This is a genomic window from Azospirillum sp. P4_B5, from assembly GCF_056402275.1.
In genome coordinates this window covers 1-13296 of sequence record NZ_JBFUHT010000079.1, presented here as the reverse complement: position 1 = coordinate 13296, position 13296 = coordinate 1, and the positions used below count along the sequence as shown (strand labels likewise).

14 protein-coding genes and 1 pseudogene are annotated in these 13296 nt (G+C 68.5%); 2 read left to right on the top strand and 13 right to left on the bottom strand.

Translation table 11 applies throughout. The annotated features are described in order from the left end of the window. Window positions 1–92: 92 nt before the first annotated feature. The 5 genes from AC1DVI_RS30990 to efp all read right to left on the bottom strand — a co-directional run bounded on the left by AC1DVI_RS30990 (window position 93) and on the right by efp (window position 5292). Window positions 93–1412 (bottom strand): peptidoglycan -binding protein, encoded by a 1320-nt coding sequence (locus AC1DVI_RS30990; protein WP_476961246.1) that lies wholly within the window; start codon window positions 1410–1412, stop codon window positions 93–95. A gap of 175 nt (window positions 1413–1587) precedes the next feature. Next, complete coding sequence (locus AC1DVI_RS30985; RefSeq protein ID WP_476961245.1) at window positions 1588–2775, bottom strand: flagellar motor protein MotA; 1188 nt, start codon at window positions 2773–2775, stop codon at window positions 1588–1590. A gap of 54 nt (window positions 2776–2829) precedes the next feature. Next, entirely contained in the window at window positions 2830–3600 is a 771-nt protein-coding gene (locus AC1DVI_RS30980) for an OmpA family protein (protein WP_476961244.1), read from the bottom strand. Window positions 3601–3779: 179 nt separating this feature from the next. Then, the gene (locus tag AC1DVI_RS30975; protein WP_476961243.1) at window positions 3780–4634 is read right to left on the bottom strand and encodes an inositol monophosphatase family protein; all 855 of its coding nucleotides are present in this window, start codon (window positions 4632–4634) and stop codon (window positions 3780–3782) included. A gap of 91 nt (window positions 4635–4725) precedes the next feature. Further along, entirely contained in the window at window positions 4726–5292 is a 567-nt protein-coding gene (gene efp / locus AC1DVI_RS30970) for an elongation factor P (protein WP_014240821.1), read from the bottom strand. Between the two features lie 167 nt (window positions 5293–5459). On the opposite strand from efp, the gene epmA reads away from it, so the two are divergent. Continuing rightward, window positions 5460–6512: an EF-P lysine aminoacylase EpmA gene (gene epmA / locus AC1DVI_RS30965; RefSeq protein WP_476961242.1), complete on the top strand. Its 1053-nt coding sequence runs from the start codon at window positions 5460–5462 to the stop codon at window positions 6510–6512. Between the two features lie 27 nt (window positions 6513–6539). Here epmA and AC1DVI_RS30960 read toward each other — a convergent pair whose 3' ends face one another. The 7 genes from AC1DVI_RS30960 to AC1DVI_RS30930 all read right to left on the bottom strand — a co-directional run bounded on the left by AC1DVI_RS30960 (window position 6540) and on the right by AC1DVI_RS30930 (window position 12570). Continuing rightward, window positions 6540–7535: an MDR family oxidoreductase gene (locus tag AC1DVI_RS30960; RefSeq protein ID WP_476961241.1), complete on the bottom strand. Its 996-nt coding sequence runs from the start codon at window positions 7533–7535 to the stop codon at window positions 6540–6542. A 132-nt stretch (window positions 7536–7667) separates the two neighbouring features. Further along, complete coding sequence (locus tag AC1DVI_RS30955; RefSeq protein WP_476961240.1) at window positions 7668–9014, bottom strand: OmpP1/FadL family transporter; 1347 nt, start codon at window positions 9012–9014, stop codon at window positions 7668–7670. A 179-nt stretch (window positions 9015–9193) separates the two neighbouring features. Continuing rightward, on the bottom strand, window positions 9194–10000 hold the full coding sequence (locus tag AC1DVI_RS30950) for a TSUP family transporter (RefSeq protein ID WP_476961239.1): 807 nt from the start codon (window positions 9998–10000) through the stop codon (window positions 9194–9196). Between the two features lie 19 nt (window positions 10001–10019). Continuing rightward, complete coding sequence (gene thiE, locus AC1DVI_RS30945; RefSeq protein ID WP_476961238.1) at window positions 10020–10658, bottom strand: thiamine phosphate synthase; 639 nt, start codon at window positions 10656–10658, stop codon at window positions 10020–10022. Window positions 10659–10670: 12 nt separating this feature from the next. Continuing rightward, complete coding sequence (locus AC1DVI_RS30940) at window positions 10671–11600, bottom strand: class I fructose-bisphosphate aldolase (RefSeq protein ID WP_149163352.1); 930 nt, start codon at window positions 11598–11600, stop codon at window positions 10671–10673. 194 nt (window positions 11601–11794) lie between these two features. Beyond that, window positions 11795–12040 (bottom strand): hypothetical protein, encoded by a 246-nt coding sequence (locus tag AC1DVI_RS30935; RefSeq protein WP_476961237.1) that lies wholly within the window; start codon window positions 12038–12040, stop codon window positions 11795–11797. 110 nt (window positions 12041–12150) lie between these two features. After that, window positions 12151–12570, bottom strand: a complete 420-nt coding sequence (locus AC1DVI_RS30930; RefSeq protein ID WP_476961236.1) for a hypothetical protein — start codon at window positions 12568–12570, stop codon at window positions 12151–12153. Between the two features lie 120 nt (window positions 12571–12690). On the opposite strand from AC1DVI_RS30930, the gene AC1DVI_RS30925 reads away from it, so the two are divergent. After that, on the top strand, window positions 12691–13035 hold the full coding sequence (locus AC1DVI_RS30925; RefSeq protein WP_476961235.1) for a type II toxin-antitoxin system HicB family antitoxin: 345 nt from the start codon (window positions 12691–12693) through the stop codon (window positions 13033–13035). Window positions 13036–13121: 86 nt separating this feature from the next. Here AC1DVI_RS30925 and AC1DVI_RS30920 read toward each other — a convergent pair. Continuing rightward, window positions 13122–13296: pseudogene (locus tag AC1DVI_RS30920) on the bottom strand (hypothetical protein); the annotation flags it as partial.

Here is a 13296-nt window from a genome sequence, read left to right as displayed (position 1 = left end):
TCGCAGGGGAGGGGACAAAATTCCCTCTCCTGCGAAGCGGGGGAGGGAAGGGACCCGCGGCGAAAGCCGTGGGAAGGGTGGGGGCACGCCCCTCACCGCTGATCCAGCTTCACCTCGATGCGCCGGTTGCGGGCCAGCGCCTCGTCGCTGGTGCCGGGGTCGAGCGGCTGATACTCGCCGAAACCGGCGGCGGCCAGACGGTCTGCCGGAATTCCCTGGTCGATCAGATACTTCACCACCGAGATCGCGCGCGCCGCCGACAGTTCCCAGTTCGAGGCGAACTGGATGCGCACCGGGCGCGCGTCGGTGTGACCGTCCACGCGCAGCACCCAGTTGATGTCCGGCGGGATGGTCCGGCCGATCTCGATCAGCGTGCGCGCCAATTCCGCCAGCCGCTGCTTGCCGGCCTCTTCCAGCGTCGCGGAGCCGGAGGGGAACAGCAACTCCGACTGGAAGACGAAGCGGTCGCCGACGATGCGTACGTCGGGCCGGTTGCCCAGCGTCTCACGCACACGCCCGAAGAACTCCGAGCGGTAGCGGGCGAGGTCCTGCACCTTGGCGGCCAGTGCTTGGTTCAGCCGCGCGCCGAGTTCGGCGATCTGGACCTGCTGCTCCTCCGCCTTCTTCTCCGAGATCTCCAGCACAGCGCCGATGCGGGCGAGCTGCTCGCGCAGGGCGGCCATCTGCCGGTTCAGCAGGTCCACCTGCTCGTTGGCCTTGCCGGTTGCGCCCTGCTCGGCGGACAGCGAGGCCATCAACTCGGTGATGCGGATGTCGCGCGTCTCGATCTCCTTCTGCGCGAGCATCGTCTTCTCGTCCGCCGAGGCGAGACGCGTTTCCAAAGCCTTGGACCGGTCGCGCTCCCCGCCAAGCTCGGCCAGCAGGGCTTGGCGCTGCTCCTCGGTCAGGCGCTGCTGCGCGGCGGCGGCGGCGAGTTCGCCCTCCAGCTTGGTCCGGGCCTCGCGCAACGCCTTCAGGTCGGCCTGGAGGCTGGCGGCCTCGGCCAGCTTCAGCTCGATGGTTTCCTTGTCGGCGCGGATCGTGCGCTGCAACTCCTCCGCCGCGCGGGTGGCGTGGTCAAGGTCGCCCTGGAGCGTGGCGATGCGGCCGGTCATGGTGTCCCTCGCCACCACGGAGCCCTGAAGCTCCGCCGAGAGCTGGGCGACGTTGATGCGCAGGTCCGCGTTGGCGTCCCGCTCCAGCGCCAGCAGATCGTTCAGCTCCGCCACTTTGCGGTTCAGGCTGCCGAGCTGCTCGTCACGCCCCGTCAAGGCGGTCGCCATGTAGAACTGGGCGACGACGAAGATCATCAGCAGGAAGATGACCACCATGACGAGGGACGACAGCGCGTCCACCCATCCGGGCCATGCGCTGGCCTCGCGGTGGCCGTTGCGGCGGCTGATGCTGGGCATGGCGGGGTGTCCCTCCGGCGATTGGAACCCCTCTCCCGCCTCGGGAGAGGAAGGGGCCCGCCGCAATGCGGCGGGAGGGTGAGGGTGCGGCACGGAGGACGCGCTGATCCTTGCCTGTACCCTCACCCGGCCGCTTCGCGGCCACCCTCTCCCGGGACGGGAGAGGGGAGACAGGTCAGCGCTGTTCCGACTCTTCGGCCAGGGCGGCGATGGTGCGGGCCAGCAGCTTGATCTCGCTGCGGATCTCCTGCACCGCCTGGACCCGGCCGGTGGACGACTCCTCGACCATGCGGGCGAGGTAGATGTCCATGTTGCGCAGATGCTGGCGCGAGGCGTCGTCGAAGCCGCCGATCGCCGCATCGGACAGCCGGTCGAGCAGCCCTTTCATCTCCAGCTGGCTCTCGCCGAGCCGCAGGAGCAACTGCTGCTCGGCGCGCATCTGGTCGGTCAGGGTGCTCAACCGCTCGGTCAGGGCCATCAGGTTGGCGTTGGCCGACCGACGGCCCTCCTCGGCGGTGGCGACGGTGCGCTGGAGCGAGTCGAGGTTCTCCGCGGTCTGTTCCAGAAGCGCTGTCAGGTAGGCGGGCATCGACTGGTCGCCGGTTTCCAGGCCGCCGCCGGCGCCGCTCGACAGGCGGGTGGCGCCGGACAGCCAGTCCTCGACGTCCTGGAAGAAGCGGTTGTGCGCCTGGCTGGCCTGAAGCTCCAGGAAGCCCAGCACCAGCGAGCCCGCCAGACCGAACAGCGAGGAGCTGAAGGCCGTGCCCATGCCGGTCAGCGGCGCTTCCAGCCCGTGCTGGAGGTTGCTGAACATCGCCCCAACGTCGCCGCCCTGCACCGACAGCCCGCCGATGACCGAGCCGACCGACTGCACCGTGTGCAGCAGGCCCCAGAAGGTGCCGAGCAGGCCGAGGAAGATCAGCAGACCGATCAGGTAGCGCGACAGCTCCCGCGACTCGTCCAGCCGCGAGGCGATGCCGTCGAGCAGCGAGCGCATGGACAGCGCCGACAGGGTCAGCCGCCCGCGCCGTTCCCGCAGCATGCGCGCCATCGGGGCGAGCAGCACCGGCTCCGGCGCGGCGACGGCCGGGTTGCCGGACTGGAAATGCTCCAGCCATGCCACCTCGGGCCGCAGCATCAGCACCTGGCGGAAGATGAACAGGATGCCGGCGAGCAGCGTGCCGAGGATCAGCCCGTTCAGCGCCGGGTTGTTCATGAAGGCAGCGCGCAGGGCCGGGAACAGCAACGCCGTCACGCTTCCCACGGCCACCAGGAAGAGGATCATCCGTGTCAGGAAGCGCTCCGGGCGCGTCATCGGGGAAGGCTCCTCAAGAGGGTGGGACGACGGGGCGATGGCGGCCATGGGCACTCTCGTCCAGGGGAAGGGCAGGCGTCGGTACGGGTTATAGAGGGCAGATCACTGGTTCAGGAACTCCACGTCCAGCCGGTCCGGCGCGCCACCGGCCGCCTCCATGCCCAGGGCGCGGATGTCGACGCGCGTGCTGGCGATGCCGGCGGTCCCCAGCCGCTCGCGGACGGCCAAGGCGCGGGCCAGCGACAACTGCCGAGCCTCGCGCGCCGTCTCCGGCGTGCCGCTGGCGTAGGAGCGGATTTGGATTCGAAGCTGCGGGTTGGCGTTCATACGCTCCGCGATGGTTTCAAGCCGCGCCTGGGCCGGTTCGGGAACGGCGGTGGCCGTACCGTCGAACAGCACCGTCAACGGCTCCATCCGGGGCAGGGCCGGCGCCGCAGGCGCTTTCGGAGTCGGCGGCGGCAGGGCGGCGGTCTGCGTCCGGTCGGGCGGCGGAGGTGCCGCCGGGCGGTTGGACGCCGGAACCGGCGGTGCGCCTTCCGGCAGGGCCGGCGGTGGCGGCGTGGGACCGATCGACATCTGCGGCAGATCCGGCGCCGTCATCAGGGTCGGGGCCTTGAAGACGGGCGGAGCCGGCGGGGCCGGCGGCGGGAAGATGTCGGGCCGCGGCGGGATCGGCAGCGGCTGCGCGTTCTCCAGCGTCAGGCCACCCGCATTGGCGGTGTTGGCCGGGGCCGGAGCGGAAGCGCTGGCCTGGGGCGGCGCGGTGCCGGGCGAGGAGCAGGCGGTCACGGCCAGGGACAGCGCCACGGCCGCAGCGGAGAGGACGCGCGGGGGTAGCGACCGCCCGGCGGGCGCGTTCGGAGAACGGCTCATGCGTCCGACAATCCTCATGGTGACCAGCGCGTTGTTCCCAGTGACACGGAAAAGCGTTGGTACCATAGCCCTTCGATCGGCGTAGGGACAACGCCCTTTGGGCCGCGCGGCGTGTTTCCCCACCAAAGCGCGGCCCTTGCTACCCCAACGTCATGAAGGGCTTATGGCTCGGCCGGAGGTCAGCCCTGACCGGCGTCCGCCGTCCCAGCCGCCCCGGCGGGAGCGGAGCGCACCTTGCGTTCCGTCGCACCGCGCAGGATCTTGGCGATCGGCAGATGGAAATGGGCGTTGGCCGCCAGGATCGTGCCGCCGAACACCGGGTTGCGCCCGCCGCCGATCTCACCGACGAAGCCGCCGGCCTCGGTGACCAGAAGCTGGCCGGCCGCGGCGTCCCAGGGGGCGAGGCCGCGTTCCCAGTAGCCGTCGTAGCGGCCCGCCGCGACGTAGGCGAGGTCGAGCGAGGCGGCGCCGAAGCGGCGGATGCCCGCGACCTCCTTCATCAGCGCTTCGGCCTCCACCAGGAAACCGGCATGGTCGCCGCGGCCCTTGAAGGGGATGCCGGTGGCGATCACCGCGTCGGCGAGGTTGCGGCGCTCCGACACGCGCAGGCGCTGGTGGTTGAGGAAGGCGCCCTGGCCCTTTTCGGCCCAGAACATCTGGTCGTGCACCGGCTCGTACACGACGCCGGCGACGATCTCGCCGTTCTTCTCCGCGGCGATGGAGATCGCCCAGTGCGGGATGCCGTGCAGGAAATTGGTGGTGCCGTCCAGCGGATCAACGATCCAGCGGGCGGTCGGGTCGCTGCCCTTGCTGGCGCCCGTCTCCTCCATGAGGAAGCCGAAATCCGGGCGGGCCTTCTGCAGCTCTTCGCGCAGCAGCTTTTCCGCCTTCATATCGGCGGCGGACACGAAGTCCGCCGGGCCCTTGCGCGACACCTGGAGGTGCTCGACCTCGCCGAAGTCGCGGACAAGGCCGCGGGCCGCCTTTTCGGCGGCGCGGACCATCACGTTGATAAGGGCGGAGCGGGTGGCCATGGGCGTGCTTTATCTCGTGCGGAACCGGAAAAAGAATACACCGGCCCCTGCCTTAAGCGAGAGCCGGTGCGCAGAAAATCAGCCGGGACGGTCAGTCCTTGGCGCGCTCGACATACTCGCCGGTCTGGGTGTCGACGACGACGCGGGTGCCCGACTCGATGTGCGGCGGCACCAGGATCGACACGCCGTTCTCCAGCTTCGCCGGCTTGTAGGAGGAGGAGGCCGTCTGGCCCTTCACCACCGGGTCGGCTTCGGTGATCTGCAGAGTCACCTTGCCGGGGATCTCGACGCCGAGCGGCGCGCCTTCGAAGGACTGCACGGTGACTTCCATGCCGTCCTGCAGGAACACCTTCTGGTCGCCGATGATCTCGCCGGGGATGGCGGTCTGCTCGTAGCTTTCCTTGTCCATGAAGGTGTAGCTGTCGCCTTCGGCGAACAGGAAGGTCATCTCGTGCTCGTCCAGGCGGGCGCGCTCGACCGTCTCCTGGGTGCGGAAGCGCTCGATCGACTTGTTGCCGGTGCGCACATCCTTCATTTCAAGCTGGATGAAGGCGCCGCCCTTGCCAGGCTGGACGATGGCGGTCTTCGTGATGACCCAGAGCTTCCCGTTATGCTCCAGCACATGGCCGGGACGCATCGTGTTGGCGTTGACCTTCATGACATACTCGTGATTTCCAGGAGACAGGCGGCGCGGAACCTAGCAGCTTGCCGGGCCGGTGGCAACGCCGGGTGGGGCTCAATCGGCGTTCTGCGCCTTCTTTGTCCGTTTTCGCCACTGCTCCCGCTCTGCTAAGCAGCGTCATCGCTCCGTCAGGGAAGTCCGTCATGTCCCCCGTCACGCCCGCCTGGGTTCCCGAGACCTTCGCCCGCCGCCGCCCCCATCTGGCCGTGCGCGGCCGCGTGCTGGGCGCCGTCCGCCGCTTCTTCGAGGAGAACGCCTTCCTGGAGGTGGACACCCCGGCGCTCCAGGTCTCGCCGGGGATGGAGCCGCATCTCCAGGCCTTCGCGACGGAGCTGGTCGGACCGCACCCCGACGACCGGCTGCGGCTGCACCTGCACACCAGCCCCGAATTCGCCATGAAGAAGCTGCTGGTGGCCGGGCTGCCGCGCATCTACCAGATCGCCCACGTCTTCCGGAACGGCGAGCGGTCGGCTACCCACGCGCCGGAATTCTCCATGCTCGAATGGTACCGGGCGGGGGAGGGCTACCGGACGCTGATCCGCGATTGCGAGGACGTGGTGCGCGAATCCGCCGTCGCCGCCGGGCGGACGCAATTCGACTTCCGCGGCATGACCTGCGACCCCTTCAAGGAGTGGCGGGTGCTGACCGTGCAGGACGCCTTCCGCGAATATGCCGGGATCGACCTGCTGGAGACCTTCGACGGCAGTCACGACCCCGACCCGGCCCCGCTGGCCGCCATGGCACGGGCCATCGGCATCGCCCCGCACGACGGCGACCGCTGGGAGGACATCGTCTTCCGCATCATGTTCGACCGGATCGAGCCGCATCTGGGCGCGGGCGTGCCCTGCGTGCTGACCGACTATCCCGTCTGCATGGCCGCCCTGTCGCGCCCCAAGCCCGAGGACCCGCGGCTGGCCGAGCGGTTCGAGCTGTACGCCTGTGGCCTGGAACTCGCCAACGCCTTCGGTGAGTTGACCAACGCCCGCGCCCAGCGCGCCCGCTTCGAGGCCGACATGGATTTGAAGGAACGCATCTACGGCGACCGCTTCCCGGTGGACGAGGATTTCCTCGCCGCGCTGGAGCACGGCATGCCGGAATGCAGCGGCATCGCGCTGGGCTTCGACCGGCTGGTCATGCTGTGCAGCGGGGCGGAGCGCATCGACGACGTGCTGTGGTTGCCGGTGGCGGGGGCCTGATCCCGCCCGCCACCGGCAGCCACATCGTCAGGCGGTGACGTCGATCACCACGCGGCCGCGCACCCGCCCGGCGAGGATCTGGCCAGCCAGCTCCGGCAGCTTCGACATGGGCTCCACTGTGTACATCGCCTTCAGGTGGTCCTTATCGAGATCACGGGCCAGCCGCGCCCAGGCGCGTTCGCGCCGTTCCGCCGGGGCGGCGACCGAATCGACGCCGATCAGCGCGACGCTGCGCAGGATGTGCGGCAGCACCGTGCCGGGCAGGTCGGCGCTTCCCGCCAGCCCGCAGGCCGCGATGGCGCCGCCCCAGACGGTCTGCGACAAGGCGTTGACCAGCGTGATCCCACCCACCGAATCGACGCCGCCGGCCCAGCGCTCCTTCTGGAGCGGCGGGCCTTTCTCCTGCAGGGCGGCGCGGTCGATGAAGCCGGTGGCGCCCAGGCCGGACAGATACTCATGGGTCTCGGGCCGTCCGGTGGAGGCGGTGACGGGATAGCCGGCCTTGGCGAGCAGGGCGACCGCGACGGAACCGACGCCGCCGGCCGCTCCGGTGACCAGAACCTCCTTCCCGCCGGGCTGGATCGCCCCCCATTTTTCCAGAGCGTCGACGCAGAGCGCCGCGGTGTAGCCGGCGGTGCCGATGCCCATCGCCTCCTCCGGCGAGAAGACGTCGGGTAGGCGGGTCAGCCATTCCGGCTTCACGCGCTGGAACCGGCTGTAACCGCCCCACTGGGTTTCCGACAGGCCCCAGCCGTTGACGATGACCGTGTCCCCGGCCTTCCAATCGGCGGAGCGCGACTCCATGACCGTGCCGGCGAGGTCGATGCCGGCGACCATCGGCAGTTTGCGGGCGATCCGGCCCTTGCCGGAGACGGCGAGGCCGTCCTTGTAGTTCAGGGTGGAGAAGGCGACCTCGACCAGCACGTCGTGGTCCGGAAGGTCGGTCAGGCTCAGCGGCTTGAAGCCCCCTCTGGGCTTGCCGTCGGCGTCTTCGATGACGAAGGCGGTGAAGGTGTCGGCCATGCGGATTCCTCTCCCGGATCGCGTTCTTGATGGGGGCGTGATTGGGGAAAGCCTAGCACGGACGCGACGATGGACAAGGCAGGGGAATGGCGGCGCGGACGGGGGGTGTCCGCCTGCGCCGCCGTGCCGGGGTCAGAAGGTGATCCGCGTCTGGAGCGCGATCACGTCCACATGGGCCTTGTAGTCGGCGGACAGATTGCCGCGGAAGGCGTCGCTGCCCGTCAGGTTGTCGCGCAGGTCCATCTTGGCCTTGTTGGCGAAGATGTGGCTGTAGCCGATGTCGGTACGGATGCTGTCGGTGACTTGGTAGCCGGCGCCGATCGACACCCAGTAACGGTCCTCGTCCGGAATGCGCGGCGTGCGGTACTGGTCGCTGACCGGGGTCTGATCGTAGGCCACGCCGAAGCGCAGGGTGAGCTTCTCGTTCCACTTGTAGGCGGCGCCCAGAGCGAAGAACCAGGAGTCGTCCCAGTTCTCGTCGGTCACCGTGTCGGTGCGCAGCGGGTTGCGGTAGCGGATGCGCAACTCCTTGAAGCGCGACCAGTTGGTCCATTGCGCGTCGGCCATCACGGCGAAGGAACTGGTCAGCTCATGATAGGCGCCGAAGGAAATGATGTCCGGCGTGGCGACCTTCGCCCGCACCGGCGAATTGGCGAAGCTGGCCTGCAGCGCCGGCACGGCGGGAACGCCCTCGAACTTCGAATCGCCGTCCAACTCATGGGAGACGGAGGAGCGGTAGGAGACGCCGAAACGGGTGCCCTTGGCCGGCTCGTACAGCATGCCGGCGGTGAAGCCGAAGCCCCAATCGTCGCCCTTCACCTCGCCCACACCGTCGCGCGAACCCGGCGCGATGGGAACCCCTGTGGCCGCCAGGATCGAGCCGAAATCCACGGCTTGGCTCAGCCGCGCCTTGGCGTACTGGAACTGCAGGCCGCCGGCGATGGTCAGGTCCGGCATCAACCGGTAGGACACGGTCGGGGAGATGTTGATCGTCAGCAGGCTGGAATGGATGCCGTGGTAACGGCCGGTCCAGCTTTCCGGATAGTCGGTGGACAGGCCCCAGGGCGCGGTGATGGCGAGGCCCAGCTTCACGTCCGGCGACACCGTGTAGGCCAGATAGCCCGATGGAATCACCGCGTCCATGCCGATGTCGCCGGGGTCGGAGGTGCCCCGGATGGTGCTGCCGCCCAGCCGCGTGGCGCGGGTGCCGCGGGCGTTGCTGGTCTTCGAGGTCGGGAACACGCCGCTCAGCACGCCGACCGCCTGATTCCCTTCGATGGTCCCCAGGGCCGCGGGGTTGAAGAACAGGCCGGTGGCGTCGCCCATGCCGTTGGCGGTGGCGCCCGCGAAGGAGGTGCCCTGGCCCGAGGCGCTCTGCTCCTTCAGCAGATAGCCGGCGGCGCCGGCCGGCAACGGGGCCGCAATGGCGACGACCGCGGCGGCGGCGAGCAGGTTCCCCTTCAGAGACCAATTGGACATGCGTTTCTCCCCAATTTCGTTATTTGACGCAATGATACACACATTGACGTTAACGTAAAGTGGGGCCACTGAAAAAATGCTGGGCCAACAAATCATGCGCCCGCGGGTGTGCATTGGGGAGGGGAATGCCCGCTGAGGTCGAGTCGCCGCGGGTGTGAAAATCGGGATATTGAGGGGGCTCAGCCCAGCCAGCCGGCGACCATGGCCATGCCCGCGGCGATCACGCCCTGGGCGTCCGTCCAGATCAGCTTCGCCGTGATGGCGATGGAGGCGACGACAAGCATCGGCCGCACGATGGCGGCGCCGTTGCGGATGACCATGTGCGCGCCGATCTGCGCGCCGATCATCTGGCCCACCCCCATCAGCAACCCGGCCACCCAGGCGATCTGCCCGCCCGCCAGGAAGAACAGCAACGCGGCGATGTTGCTGGTGAAGTTCAGCACCTTCGTGTGGGCGGTCGCCTTGCGCAGGTTGAAGCCGAGCAGCGAGACGAAGGCGATGGCGAAGAAGGTCCCCGTGCCCGGCCCGAAGAAGCCGTCGTAGAAGCCGATTCCCGTTCCGGCGAGCAGGGCGAAACCCCGCTCCCCGATGCGTTGCTGCGCGTCGATCTCGCCGGCCTTCGGGGAGACGAGCAGCCAGATGGCGATGCCGATCAGCAGCACCGGGATGACGTTGCGCAGGAAACCCGGGTCGATCATCTGGACGATGACGGCGCCCGCCGCGGAGCCGGCGAAGGTGCAGCCGATCATCACCGCCATGTCGCGTGGCCTCACCTCGCCGCCTCTGGTGAACTTCACCGCGGCGGAGAGCGAGCCGAAGCTGGATTGCAGCTTGTTCGTCGCCAGCGCCTGCGCGGGCGACAGGCCGGCCCAGAGCAGGGCGGGGAGGGTCAGAAGCCCGCCGCCCCCGGCGATGGCGTCGACGAAGCCCGCGACAAGGCCGACCGCGAACAGCGCGGTCAGCGTCTCGATGGAAAGGAGGTCCATGATGCGGCGGCGGCCTTCGTCACCCTTCGGCCGCGGCGATGGCGGCGTTGAACGCCCTCACAGCGGCGCCCGGCCCATCGGGATGGTTCCACACGGCGCCGACCACGGCCAGGAAATCGGCCCCGGCGCTGACCAGCGGCCCGCAATTCTCCTGGGTGATCCCGCCGATGGCGACGCAGGGGACCTCCATCAGCTCCGACCACCACCGGAGCAGCTCCGGCTCCGCCTTGAACGCGGCGTCCTTGGTGGTGGTCGGGAAGAAGGCGCCGAAGGCGACGTAATCGGCCCCGGCCTCGCCCGCTTCCATGGCGAGATGGCGGCTGTCGTGGCAGGTCACCCCGACGATGGCGTCGTTGCCGACGATCCGCCGCGCCTGGGCGTAGGACGTGTCCTGCTGCCCGACATGCACGCCGTCGCAGCCGGTCTCGCGGGCCAGTTCGGGATGATCGTTCAGGATGAAGGCGACTCCGCGCTCCTGGGCGATCGGGCGCAGCACGTCGCAGGCCCGGCGAACGGCGTCGTCGGAGCAATCCTTCAAACGCAACTGGACGCAGGCGACATCGCCCGCGTCCAGCGCTTCGGTCAGTTTCGGCGCGAACGCCGCCGGCTCCAGGGCCGGCGGCGTCACGAGGTAGAGCCGGCAGGCGGTTTCGGTCAACCGAAGCGATCCTTACTCTTTGCCCTGGTAGATCTTCATGATCCGGTCGAGCAGCTTCAAAGCTTCGTCGCGCGGGCGCTGGAAGGCGTTGCGGCCGATGATCGAGCCGTTGCCGCCGCCGTCCCGGATCGCGCGGGCATCCTCGAACACCGCATCCTCGCCCTTGGTGGCGCCGCCCGAGAAGACCACGATGCGGCGGCCGTTGAAGGCGCACTGCATGATGTGGCGGACGCGGTCGGCCTGGGTGGCGATCGGGATGTTCTTGGACTCGTAGACTTTCTTGGCTTCCGCCTGTTCCAGATGGGCCGACGGCAGCTTCACCTTGATGATGTGGGCGCCGAGCAGGGCGGCCATGTGGGCGGCGTAGCCGATCACGTCGATGGCCAGTTCACCCTCCTTGGAGACGGTGCCGCCGCGCGGGTAGGACCACAGCACGGTGGGCAGGCCGACCGACTTGGCCTCCTTCGACAGCTCGCGGATCTCCTCATACTGGTCGTACATGGCGTCCGAGCCGGGGTAGATCGTGAAGCCGATGGCCGAGCAGCCGAGGCGCAGCGCGTCCTGCACCGAGGCGGTCACCGCCTGGTCGGCGTCCTCCTTCTGGCGCGACAGGCTGTTGGCGCTGTTCATCTTGAGGATCAGCGGGATCGAGCCGGCGAAGGTCGAGGCGCCGGCCTCCAGCGAGCCCAGCGGTGCCGCGTAGGCGTTGCAGCCGGCGTCGATGGCGAGCTGGTAATGGTAATGCGGGTCGTAGCCCGGCTCGTTCGGCGCGAAGCTGCGCGCCGGGCCGTGCTCGAAGCCCTGGTCGACGGGGAGGATCACCAGCTTGCCGGTGCCGCCCAGCTTGCCTTCCATAAGAATGCGGGCAAGATTGGCCTTGACGCCCGGGGTGTCGCTTTCGTAGTTCGCAAGAATTTCCTTAACACGACGAGTGAGCTTCATCTGGCTCTTCCCCTTGGGGTTTCTGTCGGAAATGCGGCCCTCATAGCCCAGCGCGGGACTCTTTGCAACGTCGGCAGGGGTGTAATGCGACCATCCTCGGCGGCAAAAGGGCCTATCCGAGAGGTCGGATTCGGGAATCGCCGAAGGGTGAGGCGCGCACCGCGGGCCAGCTGTTTTCGGTCAGCCGATTTATGTCACAGCACGGATTGAACGATGACGTAGAGGCCGTAGCCGGCGCCCACCGCTACGACCCAGGCCCCGGCGGCCAAACCGGCCCAGACGGCGAGCAGGCGGGCGCCGCGGATCTTCTCCACATGCGGTGCGGGGAAGCGCGACCCGCGCGGAAGCCCGTCCGGCCTTTCCGGCTGGAGCAGGGCCGGTTCCTCACCCTTTAACGGAATGGCATCCGCCTGGGGCCGCAAAGGCGTGGTCGTGGTCATGGGGTGGTACCGCATCGTGATGATGAAATCACCATACACCACTTTTGATCGTGCGGATTCGGGGAAAAAGCGGTATCGCCTTGGGACTATTCCGTGACATGGCCATCGTCTCACCCGGTTAGCCAATTCCGGCAGGCGCACCGGGGATCGCGAACGCCGCGCAGGTCGAGCGCCTGGGGAAGCGCCGTCAGCAGGCGGGAACCGCGCTGTACGGCGATGTCGGCCAGCCGTTCGGCGACGTCCGCCCGTCCTGAGAACAGAATCGCACCGATCCCGGCGGACAGCGCGCCCAGGGCATCGCCGGGCCGGTCGGCACAGTCGAGCACCGCCGTCATCGCAACCGACGGATGTCGGGCGGCGGCGCGGGCGGTGACCTCGTGAAACCAGCCGGCCCCGGCGGAGGCCGCCGCACCGGGCGCGCTGACCAGCAGAAGGGGAACGTCGAGGTCCGCCGCCGCGGCGCAGGCGGCGTCGGCGTCGGTCAGGCTGTGGATGCGGATGGGGCGGGGATGCGGGGGCAGGGCGGTCATGACGGGAAAAACAGGGTGGACGTTCCCTCGCCCCCGATTCCGGGAATTGAGGCAGGTCAAACCGTGGGAGTGGAGGTGAGGCTATCCTTCCAAACCACGCATCCCCTGGGGTCGCCGCCGATGATGGACTATAAGGGCTACAAGGCCCAGATCGATTTTGACAACGACGCCGGCATTTTCGTCGGCGCCGTCATCAACACGCGCGACGGCATCACCTTCACCGGCCGCTCGGTCGATGAGTTGCGCAGGGCCTTCCGCGAGGCGGTGGACGATTATCTGGCGATGGCCTGCGACATGGCGGGCAACACGGAGCAGCCCTATTCGGGCAAGCTCGCCATCCGCGTCAACCCGATGCTCCACCGCGCCATCGCCACCTGCGCGGAACGCGAGGGCAAGAGCGTCACCGCCTGGGTCGCCGACCAGTTGACGCAGGCCACGGGAATCAACGTCGTCAAGGCGGGGTGACCGGGGACCTGTCGCAACGGCCTGCTCATGAAAAAGGGCGCCCCGTTCAGGGCGCCCTTCCTCTTTGGCGGCAAGCCGTGGACGGCTTACTTTGCGTTGGCCATGGCGACGGCGGTGTCGCTCATGCGGTTGGAGAAGCCCCACTCGTTGTCGTACCAGGTCATGATGCGGACGAAGTTGCCGTCGATGACCTTGGTCTCGTTCAGCGCGAAGATCGAGCTGTGCGGGTCGTGGTTGAAGTCGCGGGTCGTGGTTGAAGTC

What these genes read in the sequence shown, in the direction of transcription:
- AC1DVI_RS30990 (WP_476961246.1), bottom strand. Translation starts at nt 1,412, where the DNA reads ATGCCCAGCATCAGCCGCCGCAACGGCCACCGCGAGGCCAGCGCATGG.
- AC1DVI_RS30985 (WP_476961245.1), bottom strand. Translation starts at nt 2,775, where the DNA reads ATGGCCGCCATCGCCCCGTCGTCCCACCCTCTTGAGGAGCCTTCCCCG.
- AC1DVI_RS30980 (WP_476961244.1), bottom strand. Translation starts at nt 3,600, where the DNA reads ATGAGCCGTTCTCCGAACGCGCCCGCCGGGCGGTCGCTACCCCCGCGC.
- AC1DVI_RS30975 (WP_476961243.1), bottom strand. Translation starts at nt 4,634, where the DNA reads ATGGCCACCCGCTCCGCCCTTATCAACGTGATGGTCCGCGCCGCCGAA.
- efp (WP_014240821.1), bottom strand. Translation starts at nt 5,292, where the DNA reads ATGAAGGTCAACGCCAACACGATGCGTCCCGGCCATGTGCTGGAGCAT.
- epmA (WP_476961242.1), top strand. Translation starts at nt 5,460, where the DNA reads ATGTCCCCCGTCACGCCCGCCTGGGTTCCCGAGACCTTCGCCCGCCGC.
- AC1DVI_RS30960 (WP_476961241.1), bottom strand. Translation starts at nt 7,535, where the DNA reads ATGGCCGACACCTTCACCGCCTTCGTCATCGAAGACGCCGACGGCAAG.
- AC1DVI_RS30955 (WP_476961240.1), bottom strand. Translation starts at nt 9,014, where the DNA reads ATGTCCAATTGGTCTCTGAAGGGGAACCTGCTCGCCGCCGCCGCGGTC.
- AC1DVI_RS30950 (WP_476961239.1), bottom strand. Translation starts at nt 10,000, where the DNA reads ATGGACCTCCTTTCCATCGAGACGCTGACCGCGCTGTTCGCGGTCGGC.
- AC1DVI_RS30940 (WP_149163352.1), bottom strand. Translation starts at nt 11,600, where the DNA reads ATGAAGCTCACTCGTCGTGTTAAGGAAATTCTTGCGAACTACGAAAGC.
- AC1DVI_RS30935 (WP_476961237.1), bottom strand. Translation starts at nt 12,040, where the DNA reads ATGACCACGACCACGCCTTTGCGGCCCCAGGCGGATGCCATTCCGTTA.
- AC1DVI_RS30930 (WP_476961236.1), bottom strand. Translation starts at nt 12,570, where the DNA reads ATGACCGCCCTGCCCCCGCATCCCCGCCCCATCCGCATCCACAGCCTG.
- AC1DVI_RS30925 (WP_476961235.1), top strand. Translation starts at nt 12,691, where the DNA reads ATGATGGACTATAAGGGCTACAAGGCCCAGATCGATTTTGACAACGAC.